At 53.2% G+C, this 17,118-nt stretch carries 18 protein-coding genes; 14 read left to right on the forward strand and 4 right to left on the reverse strand.

Annotation, left to right across the window (positions count from 1 at the left end; genetic code table 11):
* Positions 1–32: 32 nt before the first annotated feature.
* The 8 genes from UC14_RS15190 to UC14_RS15220 all read left to right on the forward strand — a co-directional run bounded on the left by UC14_RS15190 (position 33) and on the right by UC14_RS15220 (position 8,962).
* Entirely contained in the window at positions 33–713 is a 681-nt protein-coding gene (locus UC14_RS15190) for an oligogalacturonate-specific porin KdgM family protein (RefSeq protein ID WP_013577725.1), read from the forward strand.
* 345 nt (positions 714–1,058) lie between these two features.
* The gene (locus tag UC14_RS15195; protein WP_014416483.1) at positions 1,059–1,304 is read left to right on the forward strand and encodes a hypothetical protein; all 246 of its coding nucleotides are present in this window, start codon (positions 1,059–1,061) and stop codon (positions 1,302–1,304) included.
* Between the two features lie 308 nt (positions 1,305–1,612).
* Positions 1,613–4,327, forward strand: coding sequence for a magnesium-translocating P-type ATPase (gene mgtA, locus UC14_RS15200; RefSeq protein WP_112197994.1), 2,715 nt, complete (start codon positions 1,613–1,615; stop codon positions 4,325–4,327).
* 121 nt (positions 4,328–4,448) lie between these two features.
* On the forward strand, positions 4,449–4,610 hold the full coding sequence (locus UC14_RS26740) for a hypothetical protein (RefSeq protein ID WP_157962115.1): 162 nt from the start codon (positions 4,449–4,451) through the stop codon (positions 4,608–4,610).
* Complete coding sequence (locus UC14_RS15205) at positions 4,538–4,885, forward strand: DUF2493 domain-containing protein (RefSeq protein WP_112197995.1); 348 nt, start codon at positions 4,538–4,540, stop codon at positions 4,883–4,885. The genes UC14_RS26740 and UC14_RS15205 overlap by 73 nt, the downstream gene beginning before the upstream one ends.
* A gap of 181 nt (positions 4,886–5,066) precedes the next feature.
* Complete coding sequence (gene otsB / locus UC14_RS15210) at positions 5,067–5,861, forward strand: trehalose-phosphatase (RefSeq protein ID WP_013577720.1); 795 nt, start codon at positions 5,067–5,069, stop codon at positions 5,859–5,861.
* A complete protein-coding gene (otsA, locus tag UC14_RS15215) occupies positions 5,858–7,264 on the forward strand; it encodes an alpha,alpha-trehalose-phosphate synthase (protein ID WP_112197996.1) in 1,407 nt (468 codons plus the stop codon). Before otsB ends, otsA begins: the two co-directional genes overlap by 4 nt.
* A 27-nt stretch (positions 7,265–7,291) precedes the next feature.
* Positions 7,292–8,962 carry an alpha,alpha-trehalase gene (locus tag UC14_RS15220; protein ID WP_013577718.1) on the forward strand — a complete coding sequence of 557 codons (1,671 nt, stop codon included), beginning with the start codon at positions 7,292–7,294 and terminating at the stop codon, positions 8,960–8,962.
* Here UC14_RS15220 and UC14_RS15225 read toward each other — a convergent pair.
* Complete coding sequence (locus UC14_RS15225) at positions 8,953–9,843, reverse strand: LysR substrate-binding domain-containing protein (RefSeq protein WP_112197997.1); 891 nt, start codon at positions 9,841–9,843, stop codon at positions 8,953–8,955. The two genes, UC14_RS15220 and UC14_RS15225, sit on opposite strands and share 10 nt — an antisense overlap.
* A gap of 107 nt (positions 9,844–9,950) precedes the next feature.
* On the opposite strand from UC14_RS15225, the gene UC14_RS15230 reads away from it, so the two are divergent.
* Both UC14_RS15230 and UC14_RS15235 read left to right on the forward strand, forming a co-directional pair.
* Positions 9,951–10,676, forward strand: coding sequence for a sulfite exporter TauE/SafE family protein (locus UC14_RS15230; RefSeq protein WP_112197998.1), 726 nt, complete (start codon positions 9,951–9,953; stop codon positions 10,674–10,676).
* Positions 10,677–10,679: 3 nt separating this feature from the next.
* Positions 10,680–11,078, forward strand: coding sequence for an SgcJ/EcaC family oxidoreductase (locus UC14_RS15235; RefSeq protein ID WP_013577715.1), 399 nt, complete (start codon positions 10,680–10,682; stop codon positions 11,076–11,078).
* Positions 11,079–11,121: 43 nt separating this feature from the next.
* Here the strand turns inward: UC14_RS15235 and UC14_RS15240 are convergent, their stop codons facing one another.
* A complete protein-coding gene (locus UC14_RS15240) occupies positions 11,122–12,111 on the reverse strand; it encodes a nitrilase family protein (RefSeq protein WP_112197999.1) in 990 nt (329 codons plus the stop codon).
* Between the two features lie 114 nt (positions 12,112–12,225).
* Between UC14_RS15240 and UC14_RS15245 the strand changes: the two genes are divergently transcribed.
* Entirely contained in the window at positions 12,226–13,101 is an 876-nt protein-coding gene (locus tag UC14_RS15245; RefSeq protein ID WP_112198000.1) for a LysR family transcriptional regulator, read from the forward strand.
* Positions 13,102–13,216: 115 nt separating this feature from the next.
* Here the strand turns inward: UC14_RS15245 and UC14_RS15250 are convergent, their stop codons facing one another.
* Positions 13,217–13,681, reverse strand: coding sequence for a GNAT family N-acetyltransferase (locus UC14_RS15250; RefSeq protein ID WP_013577712.1), 465 nt, complete (start codon positions 13,679–13,681; stop codon positions 13,217–13,219).
* A 193-nt stretch (positions 13,682–13,874) separates the two neighbouring features.
* Between UC14_RS15250 and UC14_RS15255 the strand changes: the two genes are divergently transcribed.
* Entirely contained in the window at positions 13,875–14,270 is a 396-nt protein-coding gene (locus tag UC14_RS15255) for a YebG family protein (protein WP_037032944.1), read from the forward strand.
* A gap of 52 nt (positions 14,271–14,322) precedes the next feature.
* Here the strand turns inward: UC14_RS15255 and UC14_RS15260 are convergent, their stop codons facing one another.
* Positions 14,323–14,955, reverse strand: a complete 633-nt coding sequence (locus UC14_RS15260) for a helix-turn-helix domain-containing protein (RefSeq protein WP_037032943.1) — start codon at positions 14,953–14,955, stop codon at positions 14,323–14,325.
* Positions 14,956–15,089: 134 nt separating this feature from the next.
* Here UC14_RS15260 and UC14_RS15265 point away from each other — a divergent pair, with 134 nt between their 5' ends.
* Positions 15,090–16,484, forward strand: a complete 1,395-nt coding sequence (locus UC14_RS15265) for a Xaa-Pro peptidase family protein (protein ID WP_112198001.1) — start codon at positions 15,090–15,092, stop codon at positions 16,482–16,484.
* A 220-nt stretch (positions 16,485–16,704) separates the two neighbouring features.
* Positions 16,705–17,118, forward strand: a 414-nt coding sequence (locus UC14_RS15270; protein WP_157962117.1) for a TonB-dependent receptor plug domain-containing protein, incomplete at its 3' end; no start/stop codon positions are given.

A 17,118-nucleotide genomic window follows, 5' to 3' on the forward strand; every position in this document is an offset into this window, starting at 1 on the left:
AATACTACTCAATATCTCTGGGACTTATAAAAATGAAAAATAGCAGACTGATGATCTGCGGTTTACTGCTGGCCAGCGCCAGCAGTCAGGCCGTCACAATTGACCTTCGCCACGAATGGCTCGATGACAGTAAACAACATAAAGACAGGGCGCTGGTCTCCCACCGCTTCGCCAACGGGTTCGGTTTCTCGCTGGAGGCCAAATGGAAATCCGGCGGCGACAATGAGAATAAACCCTTTAATAATCTGGTAGATAATGGTACAGAAAGCACCATCAGCTATCAGGTTAAAGTGACGCCAGAAGTGTTCGTCCAGCCGGGATTCACGCTGGAGTCCAGCTCTGACAGCAGTATCTACAAACCATTTTTAACTGCGGGATATACCTTTGACAGCGGCATTTATTTCAATGCCCGTTATCGTTATGAATATACCCGTTATACCAAAGAAAATACCGAAGACCGTAAAACCAATCGCGGCGAAATATGGCTGGGTTACCGTCTGGCAGACTGGCGATTTGAATATAACTATATTTATAAACACAGCGATCAGATCCTGTATGACAACGACAAATGGGATTATGAGCAGGATTTAAAGGTCGCGTATAATATTAACAAGCAATGGACGCCTTACGCCGAGATCGGTGATGTTTCGGTCAGGAAAACCACCGACGAAAGGCAAACCCGTTTACGCCTGGGGATCCAATATAATTTCTGACGTTATCACATTACGGTGTGACGTCTGTCAGCCGGTCAGCGCATGCTGTCCGGCTATTTCCTCACTGAAATATAAACGAAACATATTAAGCAGTTTTTGCGGGTTGACAATAATAGGGCGCATGGGTAAATTGCACGAGCCGGAAGTAGCGGCCTTTATTAACTTTACATAAGAGACTAATGGACACTGTAACCAGTAACTTGCCGGATGACGCTGAAATAGCGCACCGGAACAGTAAACATAAAATCGATTGTGATCATTTCACCGTTTGGGTGCGCCTCACCAGAGCCTGATGCTCTGGTGTAATCTCACCTCAACCTGAATGTCACGGTCCCGAGGTGTGTTATGAAGTTCAAATCTACCCTTTTTTCTGATGTCAAAACCCTGACATCCATTTTGCGTGTACGCCCGTCCCGCGACCGGACGCTGGCTGCGCATAAGAAAGACTCTCCATCCATTTTTTCTTCTAAAATCAGCAGGGTGAACGCACGCATCACCACATGGCGTGTCAGCCCTGTCACCGGTCAACTGGAGCAACGTTGCATCGTTTCTGACAGCGAAGAACCCCAAAGTCGGTTATCCCTCATCTGATTCAGTCCCGGCATTACGCTGCGCTGAACATCGTCCTGACTGATGCCTGACGGCACTGTCTTTTTATTATCCGCGAAATAGAAATTCTTCGCGTAATAAAAAACACAGAAAAGTTACGCGTCAATAAAAGACACACTATCGGTTTCACTCTGTTTAGGCCCTTTTTAATTAAAGGATAATAAACGGCGGGGAATTCTGCGCGATATGAATTTAATACCGATCACTGAAATAACGTGAAGGGTTTTTACTGCCTGAAATAACAGGCGACATTATTCCCCTGCACGTTATCCGGTGACAGGAGCACCACCATGACTGTACAAAACAACAATACACTCGAAAGAAAAACAGCAGAAAGAAAGAAACAGGCGCTCTCCATGCGCGCCGCTCAGGAAGCCAAAAACGGCATTGACGTGACGCTGATTAATGTTAATGCCAGCCGCGCGGGCCTCACGCATGGGGAAGCGGCGAAACGACTGGAGAAAGAAGGCTACAACGAAGTGGCACACGACAGGCCACCTCACGCGCTGGTTCAGTTAATCAAAGCATTCAACAACCCGTTTATTTATGTGCTCACCGTGCTGGCGATAATCAGCTTCTTTACCGATTACTGGCTGCCGCTGCGCGCCGGAGAAGAAACGGATCTGGTGTCGGTTTACATCATTTGCGCGATGGTCGGCCTCAGCGGGCTGGTGCGTTTCTGGCAGGAATACCGTTCGGCAAAATCCGCCGAAGCGCTGAAAGCCATGGTTCGCACCACTGCCACCGTATTGCGCCGCGACATGCCGGGCAGGCAGGGCAAACTGTGTGAAATCCCGATGCGTCAGTTGGTGGTCGGTGACATCGTGCAGCTTTACGCCGGGGATATGATCCCGGCCGATGTGCGGCTGATCGAATCCCGTGACTTATTTATCAGTCAGGCAGTGCTGACCGGTGAAGCGTTGCCGGTCGAAAAGTACGACACGATGGGCGATGTCGCCCCTAAATCGGCCAGCGCCCTCAATGAGGAAAACGAAAACCTGCTGGATATTCCCAACATCTGTTTCATGGGCACCAACGTGGTCAGTGGCACCGCGCAGGCGGTGGTCGTGGCGACCGGCGCACGGACGTATTTCGGATCGCTTGCCAAAGCCATTGTCGGTACCCGCGCTCAAACGGCCTTTGATCGCGGCGTGAACAGCGTCAGCGGGTTGCTGATCCGTTTCATGCTGGTAATGGTGCCGGTGGTGTTCCTGCTCAACGGCATTACTAAAGGTGAATGGTGGGACGCGCTGCTGTTCGCGGTGGCGGTAGCCGTGGGTCTGACGCCGGAAATGCTGCCAATGATCGTCAGCGCCAATCTGGCGAAAGGCGCAGTGGCAATGGCGAAGCGCAAAGTGGTCGTAAAACGCCTGAACGCTATCCAGAACCTTGGCGCCATGGACGTGCTGTGTACGGACAAAACCGGCACGCTGACGCAAGATAAAATCATTCTTGAGCACCACATCGATACGCACGGTCAGAACAATGATTCCGTGCTGCAACTGGCGTGGCTGAACAGTTTTCATCAGAGCGGCATCAAAAACCTGATGGATCAGGCGGTGATTTACTTCTCCGAAAACACACCGGGCTTCGTCAGGCCGCAGGGCTACCGCAAGGTCGATGAAATGCCGTTCGATTTTATCCGTCGTCGCCTGTCGATCGTGGTGAAGGATCCGCTGGAGAATCACCTGCTGGTGTGCAAAGGCGCGGTGGAAGAAATGCTCAGTATTTCCACCCATATGCATGAAAACGGCAAAGTGGTGGCACTGAATCCTTCACGTCGTGACGCGTTACTGGCGATGGCCAACGACTACAACCAGGATGGCTTCCGTGTGCTGGTGGTGGCGACCAGGACGATCCTGAAAGCCGACGTCAAAAAACAGTATGGCACTGACGATGAGCATGATCTGATCATCAGCGGATTCCTGACCTTCCTTGATCCGCCGAAAGAATCTGCGGGTCCGGCGATTGCCGCACTGCGTGATATCGGTGTGACGGTGAAAGTGCTGACCGGCGATAACGCCATCGTGACCAGCCGTATCTGCCGTCAGGTCGGTCTGGAGCCGGGTGAACCGTTACTCGGCTCGCAGGTTGAACGCCTCGATGATGCCTCACTGCGCCAGCTGGTGGAAGAACGCACGGTGTTTGCCAAGCTGACGCCGCTGCAAAAATCCCGCGTGCTGAAAGCGTTGCAGGCCAACGGCCACACTGTCGGATTTTTGGGCGACGGGATCAACGACGCGCCTTCGCTGCGGGATGCTGATGTCGGCATTTCCGTCGACAGCGGCACCGATATCGCCAAAGAGTCAGCCGATATTATCCTGCTGGAAAAAAGCCTGATGGTGCTGGAAGAGGGCGTGCTGAAAGGGCGCGAGACTTTCGGCAATATCATGAAATACCTCAATATGACGGCCAGTTCTAACTTCGGCAACGTGTTCTCTGTGCTGGTCGCCAGTGCGTTTATTCCGTTCCTGCCGATGCTGGCGATTCATTTGCTGCTGCAAAACCTGATGTATGACATCTCCCAGCTGGCACTGCCGTGGGACAAAATCGACAAGGAGTTCCTGAAAAAACCGCGTAAGTGGGACGCAAAAAACATCGGCCGCTTTATGGTATGGATTGGCCCGACCTCGTCGATTTTCGATATGACCACCTTTGCGCTGATGTGGTTTGTGTTCAGCGCCAACAGTGAATCGATGCAGACGCTGTTCCAGTCTGGCTGGTTTGTGGAAGGGCTGCTGTCACAAACACTGGTGGTGCATATGCTGCGCACCCGGAAGATCCCGTTCATTCAGAGCACTGCCGCCTGGCCGGTGATGCTGATGACCGGTCTGGTCATGGCGGTCGGTATCTACGTGCCGTTCTCTCCGCTCGGACCGATTGTCGGATTGCAGGCGCTGCCGTGGGAATACTTCCCGTGGCTGGCCGGTACGCTGCTGGCTTACTGCTGCGTGGCACAAGGTATGAAAACGATTTATATCCGCCGTTTCAAACAGTGGTTCTGATCTGCTGAACTGTTATACGCAGAACCCGGGTGCCGTCGCGATGACGGCACCTGCACCCGCTGTGATGCGCGTTAACCGCTGTAACGAATAACAATGACAACCCTGAAAAAGGGGAGCCGCTATGTCTATGACCCACACTGTAACAACCATGACCTCCCAATCCGGCACTACGCTGCTGGTCAATCTGGCAGGCGCTATTGCGCTGCTGCTGTGGGGCGCTTTTATGCAGATATCAACAGGGTACAACGGGCACTGGATGCGTTTTCGCAATCACACCCGATAAGCGTGCTGATCCACGGCGGACATCAGTCGCTGGGCGCGATGATCGAACGCTGGGCACGCACCGCCGATGTGCACATTGTCCGTTATCCCGCTAACTGGTCACTTCACGGTAAATACGCCGAAATACGCCGCAATCTCTTTATGATGAAAGACAGCCAGCCGGATGTGGTGCTGGCTTTTTCCGGCGGAGAGGACACGCAGGATTGCATAAAACTGGCGCAGCATTCCGGCATCAGTGTGATAGTCAATGCGGCAGAAACCGGCCCCGGTTCTTAACCCCCGGACGGGCAGCCGGCAGGGATTTTTTGCCGGAAATGCCCGCCTGACGCGGTCTGGATTAATCTGATAATCGCTGCAACTCTCCTGTTCAGAGCTATATTTACCTATTGATAATTCATTTCAGAGGTTTTCAACGCAATGACGCGTTGAGCTGTAACTCATTAAAAGGAGAGTCACTTTGACTGCAGAAATTCAGGAAAATACAACCGAAACACCGCTTCTCCCTGTATTGGACAGTCGCCAATACGCCTTCTTTTTCGATGTCGATGGCACACTTGCTGAAATCCGCGCTGAACCGGATGCCGTCACCATCCCCGCTGAAGTTCGTGATCATCTGCAAACGCTGTTTGCGGCCTCTTCCGGCGCGCTGGCGCTGGTGTCGGGGCGTCCGGTGGAACAGCTTGATCAGTTGGTCAGCCCGCTGGTTCTCCCTGCTGCGGGCGTTCATGGGGCTGAAATGCGCGACGGCAACGGCACTCTGCACCGTGTCACCTTACCCGATGATGTGGCGCAGGAGGTGCAACAGACCCTCGAAGCGGGCATGGCCGCACTGCCGGGTACCTTGCTCGAAACCAAAGGCATGGCTTTTGCTTTGCATTATCGTCAGGCGATGCTGCATCAGCAGCAGGTATTAGCACTGGCTGAATCCGTGGTGGCAAAATTCCCTGAGCTTGTTCTTCAGCCGGGTAAATGCGTTCTCGAGATTAAACCCCGCGGAAAAGATAAAGGTGCAGCGATTTATACGTTTATGCAACAGACGCCATTTTCCGGGCGTATTCCGGTATTCGTCGGCGATGACCTGACCGATGAAAAAGGGTTCGAAGTGGTTAACGCCATGCAGGGGATCACGGTGAAAGTCGGCGAAGGTTCAAGTCTGGCGCATTATCGCGTCAAAACCGTTCGCGATGTTTACCGTTGGATCGAGGCGTTACAACGTCACACATTAACATTTAACAAGGAGTCTGAATTATGAGTCGCCTGGTGGTTGTCTCTAACCGAATTGCCATTCCTGACGGTTCCAAATCCGCCGGAGGACTGGCCGTGGGCATTCTGGATGCGCTGAAAAATACATCAGGCCTCTGGTTTGGCTGGAATGGTGAGATAAGTGAAATATCGGGCGAAGAAGAGGATGACCTGAATCTGATGGAAGATGACGGCATTACTTACGCTTCGGTTCCGCTTAATCAAAACGATTACGATCTGTATTACTGCCAGTTTTCCAATGCCGTACTTTGGCCAGCACTTCATTATCGTATTGATCTGGTGGATTTCCAGCGTGAAGCCTGGGACGGTTACTGCCGGGTCAATGACATGCTGGCGAAAAGATTGCAGCCGCTGATCAAAGCAGACGATATCTTGTGGATCCACGATTATCATTTACTGCCGTTTGCCGCTGCGCTGCGCAAACTCGGCGTAAAAAACCGCATAGGTTTCTTCCTGCATATTCCGTTCCCGACCCCGGAAATTTTTAATGCGGTGCCGACGCACGATGAATTGCTCAAGATGATGTGTGAGTATGATTTACTGGGCTTCCAGACCGAAGGGGACCGCCTGGCATTTCTGGATAATCTCAAGGCACTGACCGATATTGAAGATTGCGACGCGCATCAGCATCAGGCATTTGGCAAAACCTTTGCCACTGGCGTATACCCGATCAGCATTGCGCCGGAAAGCATTAAGGAAATGGCCGAAGGCCCGCTGCCACCGAAAATGGCGGCGATGGAACGTGAACTTCGCGAAGCGAAAAACATCATTTCCTGCGAGCGTCTCGATTACACCAAGGGGCTGCCGGAACGTTTTCTGGCCTTTGAGGCATTGCTGGAAAAATTCCCGCAGCATCGCGGTAAAGTGCGCTATTCGCAAATCGCTCCGACATCACGCGGCGACGTGCAGGCTTATCAGGAACTTCGTCATCAGCTGGAAACCGAGGTGGGGCGCATCAACGGTAAATACGGTGGCATCAACCAGACGCCGCTGTTTTACCTCAACCAGCATTTCCAGCGCAGCCTGCTGATGAAATTATTCCGTCTGACGGATGTCGGGCTGGTAACGCCGCTGCGTGATGGCATGAATCTGGTGGCGAAAGAATATGTCGCCGCGCAGGATCCGCAAGATCCCGGCGTTCTTGTTTTGTCACAATTTGCCGGTGCGGCGAATGAACTAACGTCGGCGCTGATCGTCAACCCTTATGACCGTGATGACGTGGCGGCGGCGCTGGATAAAGCGCTGACCATGCCGCTGGAAGAACGGCTTGAGCGTTATAACGACATGATGGCGGTGCTGCGTAAAAATGATATTGCGAACTGGGGCGAAACCTATTTGCGCGATTTATACGCCATTTCGCCACAGGGAGAAAAAAACAACGCTGTCGCATAAACTTTCTAAGCAAGAGGCTTGCTGCATATGCAAAATGCGAATTACCAGACGAATGAAAACGCGCTGTTTGACAGCGAAAACGCTGATAGCGAAGAGACGCGTCTGAGCGAGCTCGAGCCCATTGAACTGATCCTTGACCGGATGATGGATGCGGAACCGGAGCCGGGGATGATCGAAGGTTTGCCGCCTTCTGATGCCTTAACGCCTGCCGACCGTTATCTGGAATTGTTTACCAGTGTGCAATCTTCAGGGCTTTTCGAGGACAGCAAAACCTTTCCCGACTGCCCGCCGAAAATGGATCCGCTGGACATATTGCTGCGTTATCGGCGGATAAAAAACCATCCGGGCTTCAACCTGAAACGATTTGTGGACGCGCATTTCTGGCTGCCGGAACATCGTGATGATGAATACGTCTCCGACCCCGGCGATTCGCTGAAAGAGCACATCGACAAACTGTGGCCGGTGCTCACGCGCCAGCCGGAAGACCACGTGCCCTGGTCGTCACTGATGCCGTTACCCCAGGCCTATGTGGTGCCGGGCGGGCGTTTCAGTGAAACCTATTACTGGGATTCTTACTTTTCGATGTTAGGGCTGGCGGAAAGTGGCCGTAATGATCTGTTGCGCACCATGGCGGATAATTTCGCCTGGATTATCGAGATGTACGGCCATATTCCTAACGGCAACCGCACGTATTATCTCAGCCGTTCCCAGCCACCGGTGTTTGCGCTGATGGTCGAACTGTTCGAGGAAGACGGCGTGCGCGGTGCGCGGCGTTACCTTGACCATCTGAAAATGGAATATGAGTTCTGGATGGACGGCGCGGATTCTCTGGCGCCGAATCAGGCTTACCGGCATGTGGTTTGCCTGCCGGATGGCACGCTGCTCAACCGTTACTGGGATGACAGGGACACACCGCGCGATGAATCGTGGCGCGAAGATGTCGAAACCGCGAAACTTTCGAGCCGCCCGGCAAATGAGGTTTACCGCGATTTGCGTGCTGGCGCGGAATCCGGCTGGGATTATTCGTCGCGCTGGTTGCGTGACGGGCATCGTCTCGCCAGCATCCGCACCACGCAATTTATCCCGGTGGATCTGAATGCGTTTCTGCACAAGCTGGAAAGTACCATTGCCAATATTTCCGGACTGAAAGGGGATAAAGTCACCGAAACGTTATTCCGCCGGAAAGCCGAAACACGCCGCGAGGCCATCAACTGTTATCTGTGGGATGACAACGAAGGTTGTTTCCGTGATTACGACTGGCACCGTCAGCAAATGGCGCTGTTTTCCGCCGCCAGCGTGGTGCCTTTGTATGTCGGACTTGCCAGCCATTATCAGGCCGAACGTCTGTCAGACGCCGTGCGTACCCGCTTACTCACTCCCGGCGGCATCATGGCGACAGAGTATGAAACCGGTCAACAGTGGGATAAACCCAACGGCTGGGCACCGCTGCAATGGATGGCGATTCAGGGCTTTAAGCAATACGGCAATGATGTGCTGGGCGATGAAATTGCCCGTAACTGGCTGAAAACCGTGAATCAGTATTATCAGCAACACCATAAACTGATTGAGAAATACCACATTTCAGGCGACACATCCCGCGAAGGCGGCGGCGGGGAATATCCGCTGCAGGACGGTTTCGGCTGGACCAACGGCGTCGTGCGGCGGTTGATTGGTTTATATGGTGAGAATTACGACTGATCGCCGCATTCCCCCTGTGCCACCAGCCAGCGTTCAAACGCCTGGTGGAGCAGGGTTTTCTGCACGCCCACTGGCGTCAGGGCGTGGTAATGGCAGGGCGCGACAGTAATCTGCGGGAACAGCGGTATCAGATTCCCGCGACGGATTTCCGCCGACAACGTACTGACCGGCCCCAGCCCGACGCCAATTCCTTCCAGCATCGCATGCAACGAAACGTGAAAATGATCGTAACGGCGAAAGCCGCTGACCGGCGGTTTCTCCAGCCCTGCCGCCGCCAGCCATAAATTCCAGTGTCCGGGACGGGTGAGGGTTTCAATGCGCGGACATTTCAGCACGTCCTGCGGCGTCTCCAGCGGAAAGCGTTTGAGCAGCGCCGGGGAGGCCATCAGGCAATGGGTATCAGCCAGAAAAGGGATCGCGGAATATTCCGTGGCACCGGTTTCACGACGGATCAGCAAATCGTAATGCCCCACAATGTGTAACTGCTCGGTATTGGCCGTAGAGATTTGCAGGTTTGCCTCAGGAAATTGCGTATAAAAATCATCAAGGCGAGGCAGCAGCCATTTCAGGCTCATGGTGGTTGGCACGCTGACATTGAACACGTTATTCCGCCCGCCATTACCGTAGCGCAGGGCGATATCCGACAGGGTATCGAACGCACTGCCCAGCTCGCGTGCCAGCGTCAGCGCATAAGGTGTCGGCACCCGCCGCTGGCCTTCTTTACGAAATAAATTCACCCCAAACCACTTTTCCACCCCCTGAATATGGCGGCTTACCGCGCCGTGCGTAATGCATAACTCCTGCGCTGCGGCGGTAAAACTCCCGGCATGACAGGCGACAAGAAAGGCGCGGAGGGCCGTTATCGGGGGAAGGGCATGCATGGTCGTTCCTTTTTAATCACGATTATGTGACTTTTTATCACGGGTTACGCCATTTCCTAAACGCTATCATCGCCCGCATTCCCCCTGAGAAAAGGAAATGTGACGTGATGTATGTGGTGATTGCTCTGACGGGCATACTGGCGGGTGTGATCAGCGGCGTTGTCGGCACCGGCGGTTCCATCATGCTGTTGCCGGCGCTGACGTATACTTTCGGCCCGAAAACTGCGATTCCGGTGATGGCGATTGCCGCTATTGTCGGCAATATCTCCCGCGTGCTTCTCTGGCGCAAAGACATCAACATTCGGGCATTTTTGCTGTACGCCATGCCCGGCATTCCCGCCGCCGTTCTCGGCGCAAATACCCTGTGGGAAATGCCCGCCACGCTGTCGAATATGTGTATCGGCGCGTTCTTCTTGTTGCTGATCCCTTTGCGTCATTACGCCCGTTGCCGGGCTTTTACCCTCAGCAGTGCGCAACTGGCGATGGCAGGCACGCTGACAGGGTTTCTGACCGGTGTGGTATTTTCAACCGGCCCGCTGACCATTCCGGTTTTCGCCGGTTACGGGCTGGTGAAAGGTGCGCTGCTTTCCACCGAGGCTGCCGCTTCGTTCGCGATTTATTTCGCCAAAGCCTCAGCGTTCAGCGTGATTGGTGCAATGCCGTGGCCGGTGTTTTTGAGTGGCTTGCTGGTGGGTGGCACACTGACGACAGGGATGCTTATTGGCAAAAAATTTGTTATTAAGATGTCAGAGACATCCTTCAACCGCCTGATCGACATCATGTTATTTCTGGCGGGCATCTCTTTACTCTGGAACTCAGCAAAAGGACATTAACGGATGAGTACACACCCGATCCGCCAGGTTATCGAAGCCTGTGACAAAGCCATATCCGTCAGGGATTTTGACGCACTGATGGCGCATTATGCCGAAGAGGCGGCGCTGGTAATTAAACCGGGCATGATTGCCCGCGGCAAAACCGACATCCGCAAAGCCTTTATCGCCATCTCGGATTATTTTCAGGATCAGCTGGTGGTAGAACAGGGCGAAATGCAGGTGATTGAAGGGGCAGAGGATGCGCTGGTGATCATGGAAACGGTGCTGCATTTCCCCGACGGACAGGGCGGAAAGGTGACCACTACCCGCCGTGCCACCTATGTTTTCCGCCATGAACCGGACGGTCGCTGGCTGTGTACCATCGATAATTCATATGGCACATCGCTGTTGGATCAGGAATAAGGCTCCGCAAGGAGCCTTTTTCCCTTCATCCATCCACGGTGATTTAGCGTTTTGGGATCCCCGGTAATTCCTCAGAAAAACGTGCCGTCATTGCATCCCGCTCATAGCCCTGATATTCAGTCAGAATATGATACAAATCGGGTCTGCGGCCTGCCATCCAGCGCCTGCCGGTACTCATCGGGATCAGCGATAAATCCAGATCCGCGCTGACCATCGCATCCGCAGCAACCCAGATTTCATCGACGATCCGGCCATAAGGGTCGAGGATCATCGCGTTACCGGTGCGTACTTCATCATCATCGGCACCGACGCCGTTACTGAACAAAATAAACATGCCGTTATCGTGAGCGCGTGAGGGCAACCAGCGCATCAGCCATTCCCGGCCGCTGGGACCTTTAAACGCTGCGGTAATCTCTTCTTTGCGTTCAGCACGCTGCTGCCACAATGCCAGCGGTATCGGTTTCATGCCGTGCGGGCTGCGTGAATGTGTGCCGCCGGTCTGATGCGGTGCCAGTAAAATATCTGCACCCAGCAGGGCGGTGGCACGGGCATTTTCCACCAGATTGTTGTCCCAGCAGATGAGGATCCCGACCTTCACGCCCCAGGGGGTCCCGAACACGGTATAACTGTCGCCGCAACTGAAAGCCTCATGCTCAAAGGCGTGCATTTTGCGGTGGATGTGTAACGAACCGTCAGGCATGCAGGCGGCGTAGGCATTATACAGACGCCCGTCAGCGGCACGTTCGATAAATCCGGCGCCAATCAGCATCTGATGTTTCACGGCCAGCGAGCGGATCAGCGCAACAGAGGGGCCGGTGTCGGCTGGCTCCGCCAGTGCCTGAACGCCAGCAGCATCGAGTTTGGGCACGTGCCAGTAACCGGTGATACACATTTCCGGAAAGGCCAAAATATTGACGCCTTCAATAGCCGCTTTTTCGATAAAACGCTCCATAATTAACAGGTTATATTTTTTGTTACCCGCCTGATGCTGAAATTGAATGACCGCTGCTTTGAGTGTTTTGGGGTCCGACATGATCTTCTCCATACGTCTTCAGGGATTTCGGTTGACGCTGGTATTAGAGCAATGCGACTGATAACTTTATAATGAAATGATTTCCAAATCTGATAACCCAATGGAATATATAAAGTGAACACACGTTTGCTCAGGGCTTTTGTCACACTGGCTGAAAAAGGGAATTATGCGCAGGCAGCGCAGGCGCTTTCCGTTTCACAACCGGCACTCACCAAACAGATCAATCTGCTGGAATCGACGCTGAACGTGGCGCTTTTTGCCCGCGGACGACACGGCAGTGCGCTGACAGCCGCAGGCCAGCGGCTTTTGCCGGAAGCGGAGAAAGTATTGCGACAAATGGCCGCGTTTATGCAACATGCCAGCCAGGTTGAAAAGGGGGGAGAAGGGCTGCTGGCGGCAGGATTCGGCCTGTCGAGTTTCATCCTGGCGCCACAATGTATTGCGAAATTCCGCGCAGCATATCCCGGCGTGGATATCACGCTGGAAGATCTGCCTTCCGCGCAGCAATACGACATGCTGCAACGCGGGGAACTGCACATTGGTTTTGTGCGTGTCCCGCCGCCTGCACCGCTCAGTTACCACGCGCTGTTTGAGGATAAACTGGTACTGGTGGTGTCTGAAGATAACGGCGAGGTTATGAGTGAAAGGCTCAGGAACCGTCCGTTACTGCGTTTGTATACTGAGCGGGCGGGGGGGCTGAATGCGCAGACAGACCGTTTTTTACAGGAGAATCTGTTTCATGTTTCATCGGTTCAACTGGCGGAGGATATCCAGACTATTGTCGCACTGGTAGCAGCCGGGATCGGCGTGGCGTTGCTACCCGAAAGCGTCGTGCATATTGCGCCGCCGGAGCTGAAAATACTTCCGCTCACCGGCCCTGCGACGCGCTGGCAGGTGGGGATTGCATGGGACGCCCGGAATGAAGATGTCATTCGCGATAACTTTGTGCGGATGGTGACTGAAAATCTCAAAGCCGCTGCCTGTATATAGAACGGTCCGGAATGTGGCCCGCGCCATCAGGCCGACGGCGATGAGTTCACCAATGCGAAAGACCCTGACCAGAATTCAGTTTCTGTTTCCAGCCGTGCGTTCAGGAAAGCCTGAACTACCCGTCTTTGTTCAGGTAAATTCCTGGCCGGGTGATGACCCAGGTGTAGTCAGGTTCGTTAACCGGTGTGTAACCAAACTTTTGATACAACCACGGCGCGGTAGAAGTAAAGAGTGCCATCCGGCGAAGTTTTGCTGTGACCGGATGCGACTGCACACATTCGATCAGCCATGCGCCCAGATTTTTCCCCTGATAATCTTCCAGCACATAGACATCACACAGGTAAGCAAAGGTGGCGTAGTCCGTGATAAAGCGGGCGTAACCGATCTGTTTTCCGTCGTCGAACAACCCGAAGTTCAGGCTGTTTTCTGCGCCAGCGCGCACCGTCTGTTCGTCAATGCCCGGCGCCCAACTTGACCGGGTCAGGTAGGCGTGAATTGCCGGAATATCCAGTTTTTGAAAATCGGTAGTGATCAGATAAGTGTCTTTGGTCCAGTTGCATACAGCTTTCAGGTTTGTCACGGGAACCTCACAAGTTCGTTGAAAACAGGTCGTTTTCTACCTTACCGGCTAACGCTGAGAAATTCACCCGCGTTATAGTTGCCAGGGTATGTGCCCGGCCTTTGACGCGCCGCACTATAAAAATCAGGCCGGATGATGTATCCTGCACTGATTATTGGTATGCTGTATATAATTACAGTATAAGGAGCGAATCATGGCTGTTGAAACAAAATTTGTTGTGGTCAGAAAAGGTGAAGAGAAAATGACTTTTGCCAATAAGAAAGAAGCAGACGCTTACGACAAGATGCTGGACATGGCGGATGCTTTTACTGAATGGCTGTTACAGAGCAATATCGGGATGGATGAAGCACTGGCGGAAAACATTGCACTTCACCTCGCCGAGCAGAAAGACACCGTCCAGCATATTCTGCGCACCAGCAAATTGCCGGAAGCAGAAATCGCACACCAGCCCGCCGCTGAAACGCCAGCAGAAGCAGAAGCAGAAGAAGTGGTCGCAGAAAACGTGGCTGTTGAAGAAAATGCTGCCGAAGAAAATGTTGCCGAAAAACCTGCCACGGCCAAAAAAGTCCGTGCGGTAAAAGCCGCGTAACAGAGAGAACAGCGTGCGTAACGGCACGCTTTCTTCCCCCCTGATACCACGCTCAGTATTTCAGTGGCAAACGGATCACTTCTTTCAGAATACCGTTGTGCAGCCTCACATATCCCCCCTGTTTCAATTGTGAAAGCACTTTCATGATCGTGCTGCGTGAAAGGTGCGTCTTAAGCTGAATGTAATGGGCAGCAGGAATATTTTCGCGTATTTCCGGCGGTTCTTTCATGAGTTCCATGAGCTGGTGGCGCAGAATTTCATAGGATGTCGGTGCCGTCAGCATTGTGCTTTTGACATAGAGATTGTTGGTCATCCTGAAAAAGTGCTTTGCCATTGGCTCCCACAACTCCAGACGATCAATCAGGGCATGCATCTCCGCCACGGTGGAGACGGCAATCTCAGATTCATCCTGCGCCTGAATAAACATTCTGGCCTCTGAGGGCACCGCACCGCCAATACCAATGATGCCCGGCACTGACAACGTACCTATCAGCACAGGTTCGTCGTTATGAAAGGTTTTAAACCAGCCTTTGCGAATGAAATAACAATAAAATTCCCCCTTCTCATACAGATGGAAGCGCGAGCCCGCGGGGACAGTACGGAACTGGAGATAGGGAATAAGCTCGGCAAATAGCTCAGCGGTAGCCTGACTGAGGTCTTTGCCTTTATCACTCTCGGTAACCATCGTTATTAACCTCGTCAGGCAGCAACAGCAGGGAATTACCTTAAATTTAGCAGAGTTCCCTGTCCGGTGAATGCGGTCTTAAGAGGCCGTTTGGGGCATAATCCTCTTTCCCCCGCCATGCAAAAGGACACGCAATGAAAGCTGAACATGAGTATTCACTGAAAACCCTCCCGGCTCCCGCGACTTACCCTCACATTCCCACCCCGGTGTTATCCGATGAAACCATGGCGTCACGCCTGCGTCATATCCTTCACGCGATGCAACAGCATCAGCTCGACAGCCTGGTGATTTATGCCGACAAAGAACACGGCGGCAATTTCGAATATCTTGCGGGTTTTATCCCGCGCTTTGAAGAAGCCTTGCTGGTGGTGCGCGCGACCGGTGAGCTGACTTATGTTATGGGGAATGAAAATCTGAAACTGGTTCCCCATGCGCGCAACGCGGGTCGCTGCCTGCATGCGCCGGTGTTTTCCCTGCCCAACCAGCCGATGAAACATCATCAGCCGCTGCACGATTTGCTTAAATCTGCCGGTATTACTGACGTGCAGCACGTTGGCATCGCAGGCTGGAAACTGTTCAGATGTGACCCTGTCACGGATAAAACCACCTTTGATGTGCCCGCGTTTGTCCTCGACGCAGTCCGAAAGGCCGCGGGCGTGGCTGGAGATGTGGTCAACGCCACCGGTCTGTTTACCTCGCCAGAAAACGGTGTGCGGCGGATTAATACCGCTAATGAAGTGGCGTTTTATGAATACGGCGCCAACCTGGCCTCCACTCAGGTGCTTGCGGCGCTGGATACGATTGCACCCGGCAAATCAGAAAAAGAAATCGGTCAGTTACTGGCAGGAGAAGGCCAGCACGGGAACGTGATTATGATTGCCGCGACGGGCGAGCGTTTCGCCCATGCGAATCTGTATCCTTCCGACAAAACTATCCGGCGTGGCGATAAGTTTTCGCTCACCGCCGGATACAAAGGAGGCCTCACCAGCCGTGCGGCGTATGTGGTGGCGGCGGAAAATGAATTACCGGAAGAGGTGTCGGACTGGTTGCAGCGGCTTGCGATACCCTATTACCACACGGTAGTAACCTGGCTTGAAGCACTGCGTATCGGGCTGACCGGCGGCGAGCTTTATCAGCTTGTTGAGCAAACGCTGCCACAGAGCATCTATCACTGGCATCTCAATCCCGGTCATCTGGTTGCAGATGAGGAGTGGCTGTGTTCTCCGGTATACGGTGGCTCAGTGATCCCGTTTGAAAGTGGCATGTTGTTTCAGATTGATATTATTCCGTCATTACCCGGCTATGGTGGCAGCAGCATCGAAGATACGGTAGGGCTGGCAGATGAATCACTGCGAAAAGAGCTGGAAACGCAGTTCCCGGAGGTCTGGCAGCGTATGGTCACCCGTAAAAAATACCTGACGGACGTGCTGAGTATTCGCCTTTCCGAGGACGTGATTCTGCTTTCCAATACTGTCGGTTACCTGCGGCCTTTCCTGCTGGATAAGTCGCGGGCTTTGGTGCGGACGTAAAGCAATTTGCCTCGCCATTAAACCCGGTGAAGTTCTTCGCCGGGTTCTTATTTTCCTCTGAATTTTTTGCATTCATAATTTGTTACTTATTAAGATGAATCCTCTGCGCGACAGGGTTAATGTTAATAATTACTATTCACATTCTCATTTCGAGCTGTTCTGGTTAAAACAATAAATAGAAACAGACTCGCCCTTAAAAAAATTGCTATGGGAATGTGTTATGTCTTTGAATGGCAGGGTATATGACGTGCAGCAGGGTGCGTTAAAGGTAAGAAAAACATTTACGGTTTCCACACTGGCGCTGGCGATTTTTGTTCTGGTGAATCCGGCGCAGGCCGCTGAAACCGGCAGTGGGACGACAGGCACCGCGAATACCGCCGCATCCGGCTCGCAGCAGGATATGGTGATTGAAGGTTCGGCGACCGCCGCTGCCAGCGACGGGCAGGATTACGCGGTCAAAACCACCACTGCGGGCACCAAAATGAACCTGACGCCGCGCGATATTCCGCAGTCGGTCAGTGTGATCACCAAACAGCGCATGCAGGATCAGAACCTCCAGTCGGTGGGGGACGTGCTGAATAACACCACCGGCATCTCGACGGAAGTCATCGACAGCGAACGCGTATCCTATTCT

The organism is Rahnella sp. NRRL B-41462 (genome assembly GCF_003263525.1).
Taxonomy (GTDB): domain Bacteria; phylum Pseudomonadota; class Gammaproteobacteria; order Enterobacterales; family Enterobacteriaceae; genus Rahnella; species Rahnella aceris.

Coding starts and splice junctions, on each gene's coding strand:
- UC14_RS15190 (WP_013577725.1), top strand. CDS start 33: ATGAAAAATAGCAGACTGATGATCTGCGGTTTACTGCTGGCCAGCGCC.
- UC14_RS15195 (WP_014416483.1), top strand. CDS start 1,059: ATGAAGTTCAAATCTACCCTTTTTTCTGATGTCAAAACCCTGACATCC.
- mgtA (WP_112197994.1), top strand. CDS start 1,613: ATGACTGTACAAAACAACAATACACTCGAAAGAAAAACAGCAGAAAGA.
- UC14_RS26740 (WP_157962115.1), top strand. CDS start 4,449: ATGTCTATGACCCACACTGTAACAACCATGACCTCCCAATCCGGCACT.
- otsA (WP_112197996.1), top strand. CDS start 5,858: ATGAGTCGCCTGGTGGTTGTCTCTAACCGAATTGCCATTCCTGACGGT.
- UC14_RS15220 (WP_013577718.1), top strand. CDS start 7,292: ATGCAAAATGCGAATTACCAGACGAATGAAAACGCGCTGTTTGACAGC.
- UC14_RS15225 (WP_112197997.1), bottom strand. CDS start 9,843: ATGCATGCCCTTCCCCCGATAACGGCCCTCCGCGCCTTTCTTGTCGCC.
- UC14_RS15230 (WP_112197998.1), top strand. CDS start 9,951: ATGTATGTGGTGATTGCTCTGACGGGCATACTGGCGGGTGTGATCAGC.
- UC14_RS15235 (WP_013577715.1), top strand. CDS start 10,680: ATGAGTACACACCCGATCCGCCAGGTTATCGAAGCCTGTGACAAAGCC.
- UC14_RS15240 (WP_112197999.1), bottom strand. CDS start 12,111: ATGTCGGACCCCAAAACACTCAAAGCAGCGGTCATTCAATTTCAGCAT.
- UC14_RS15255 (WP_037032944.1), top strand. CDS start 13,875: ATGGCTGTTGAAACAAAATTTGTTGTGGTCAGAAAAGGTGAAGAGAAA.
- UC14_RS15260 (WP_037032943.1), bottom strand. CDS start 14,955: ATGGTTACCGAGAGTGATAAAGGCAAAGACCTCAGTCAGGCTACCGCT.
- UC14_RS15265 (WP_112198001.1), top strand. CDS start 15,090: ATGAAAGCTGAACATGAGTATTCACTGAAAACCCTCCCGGCTCCCGCG.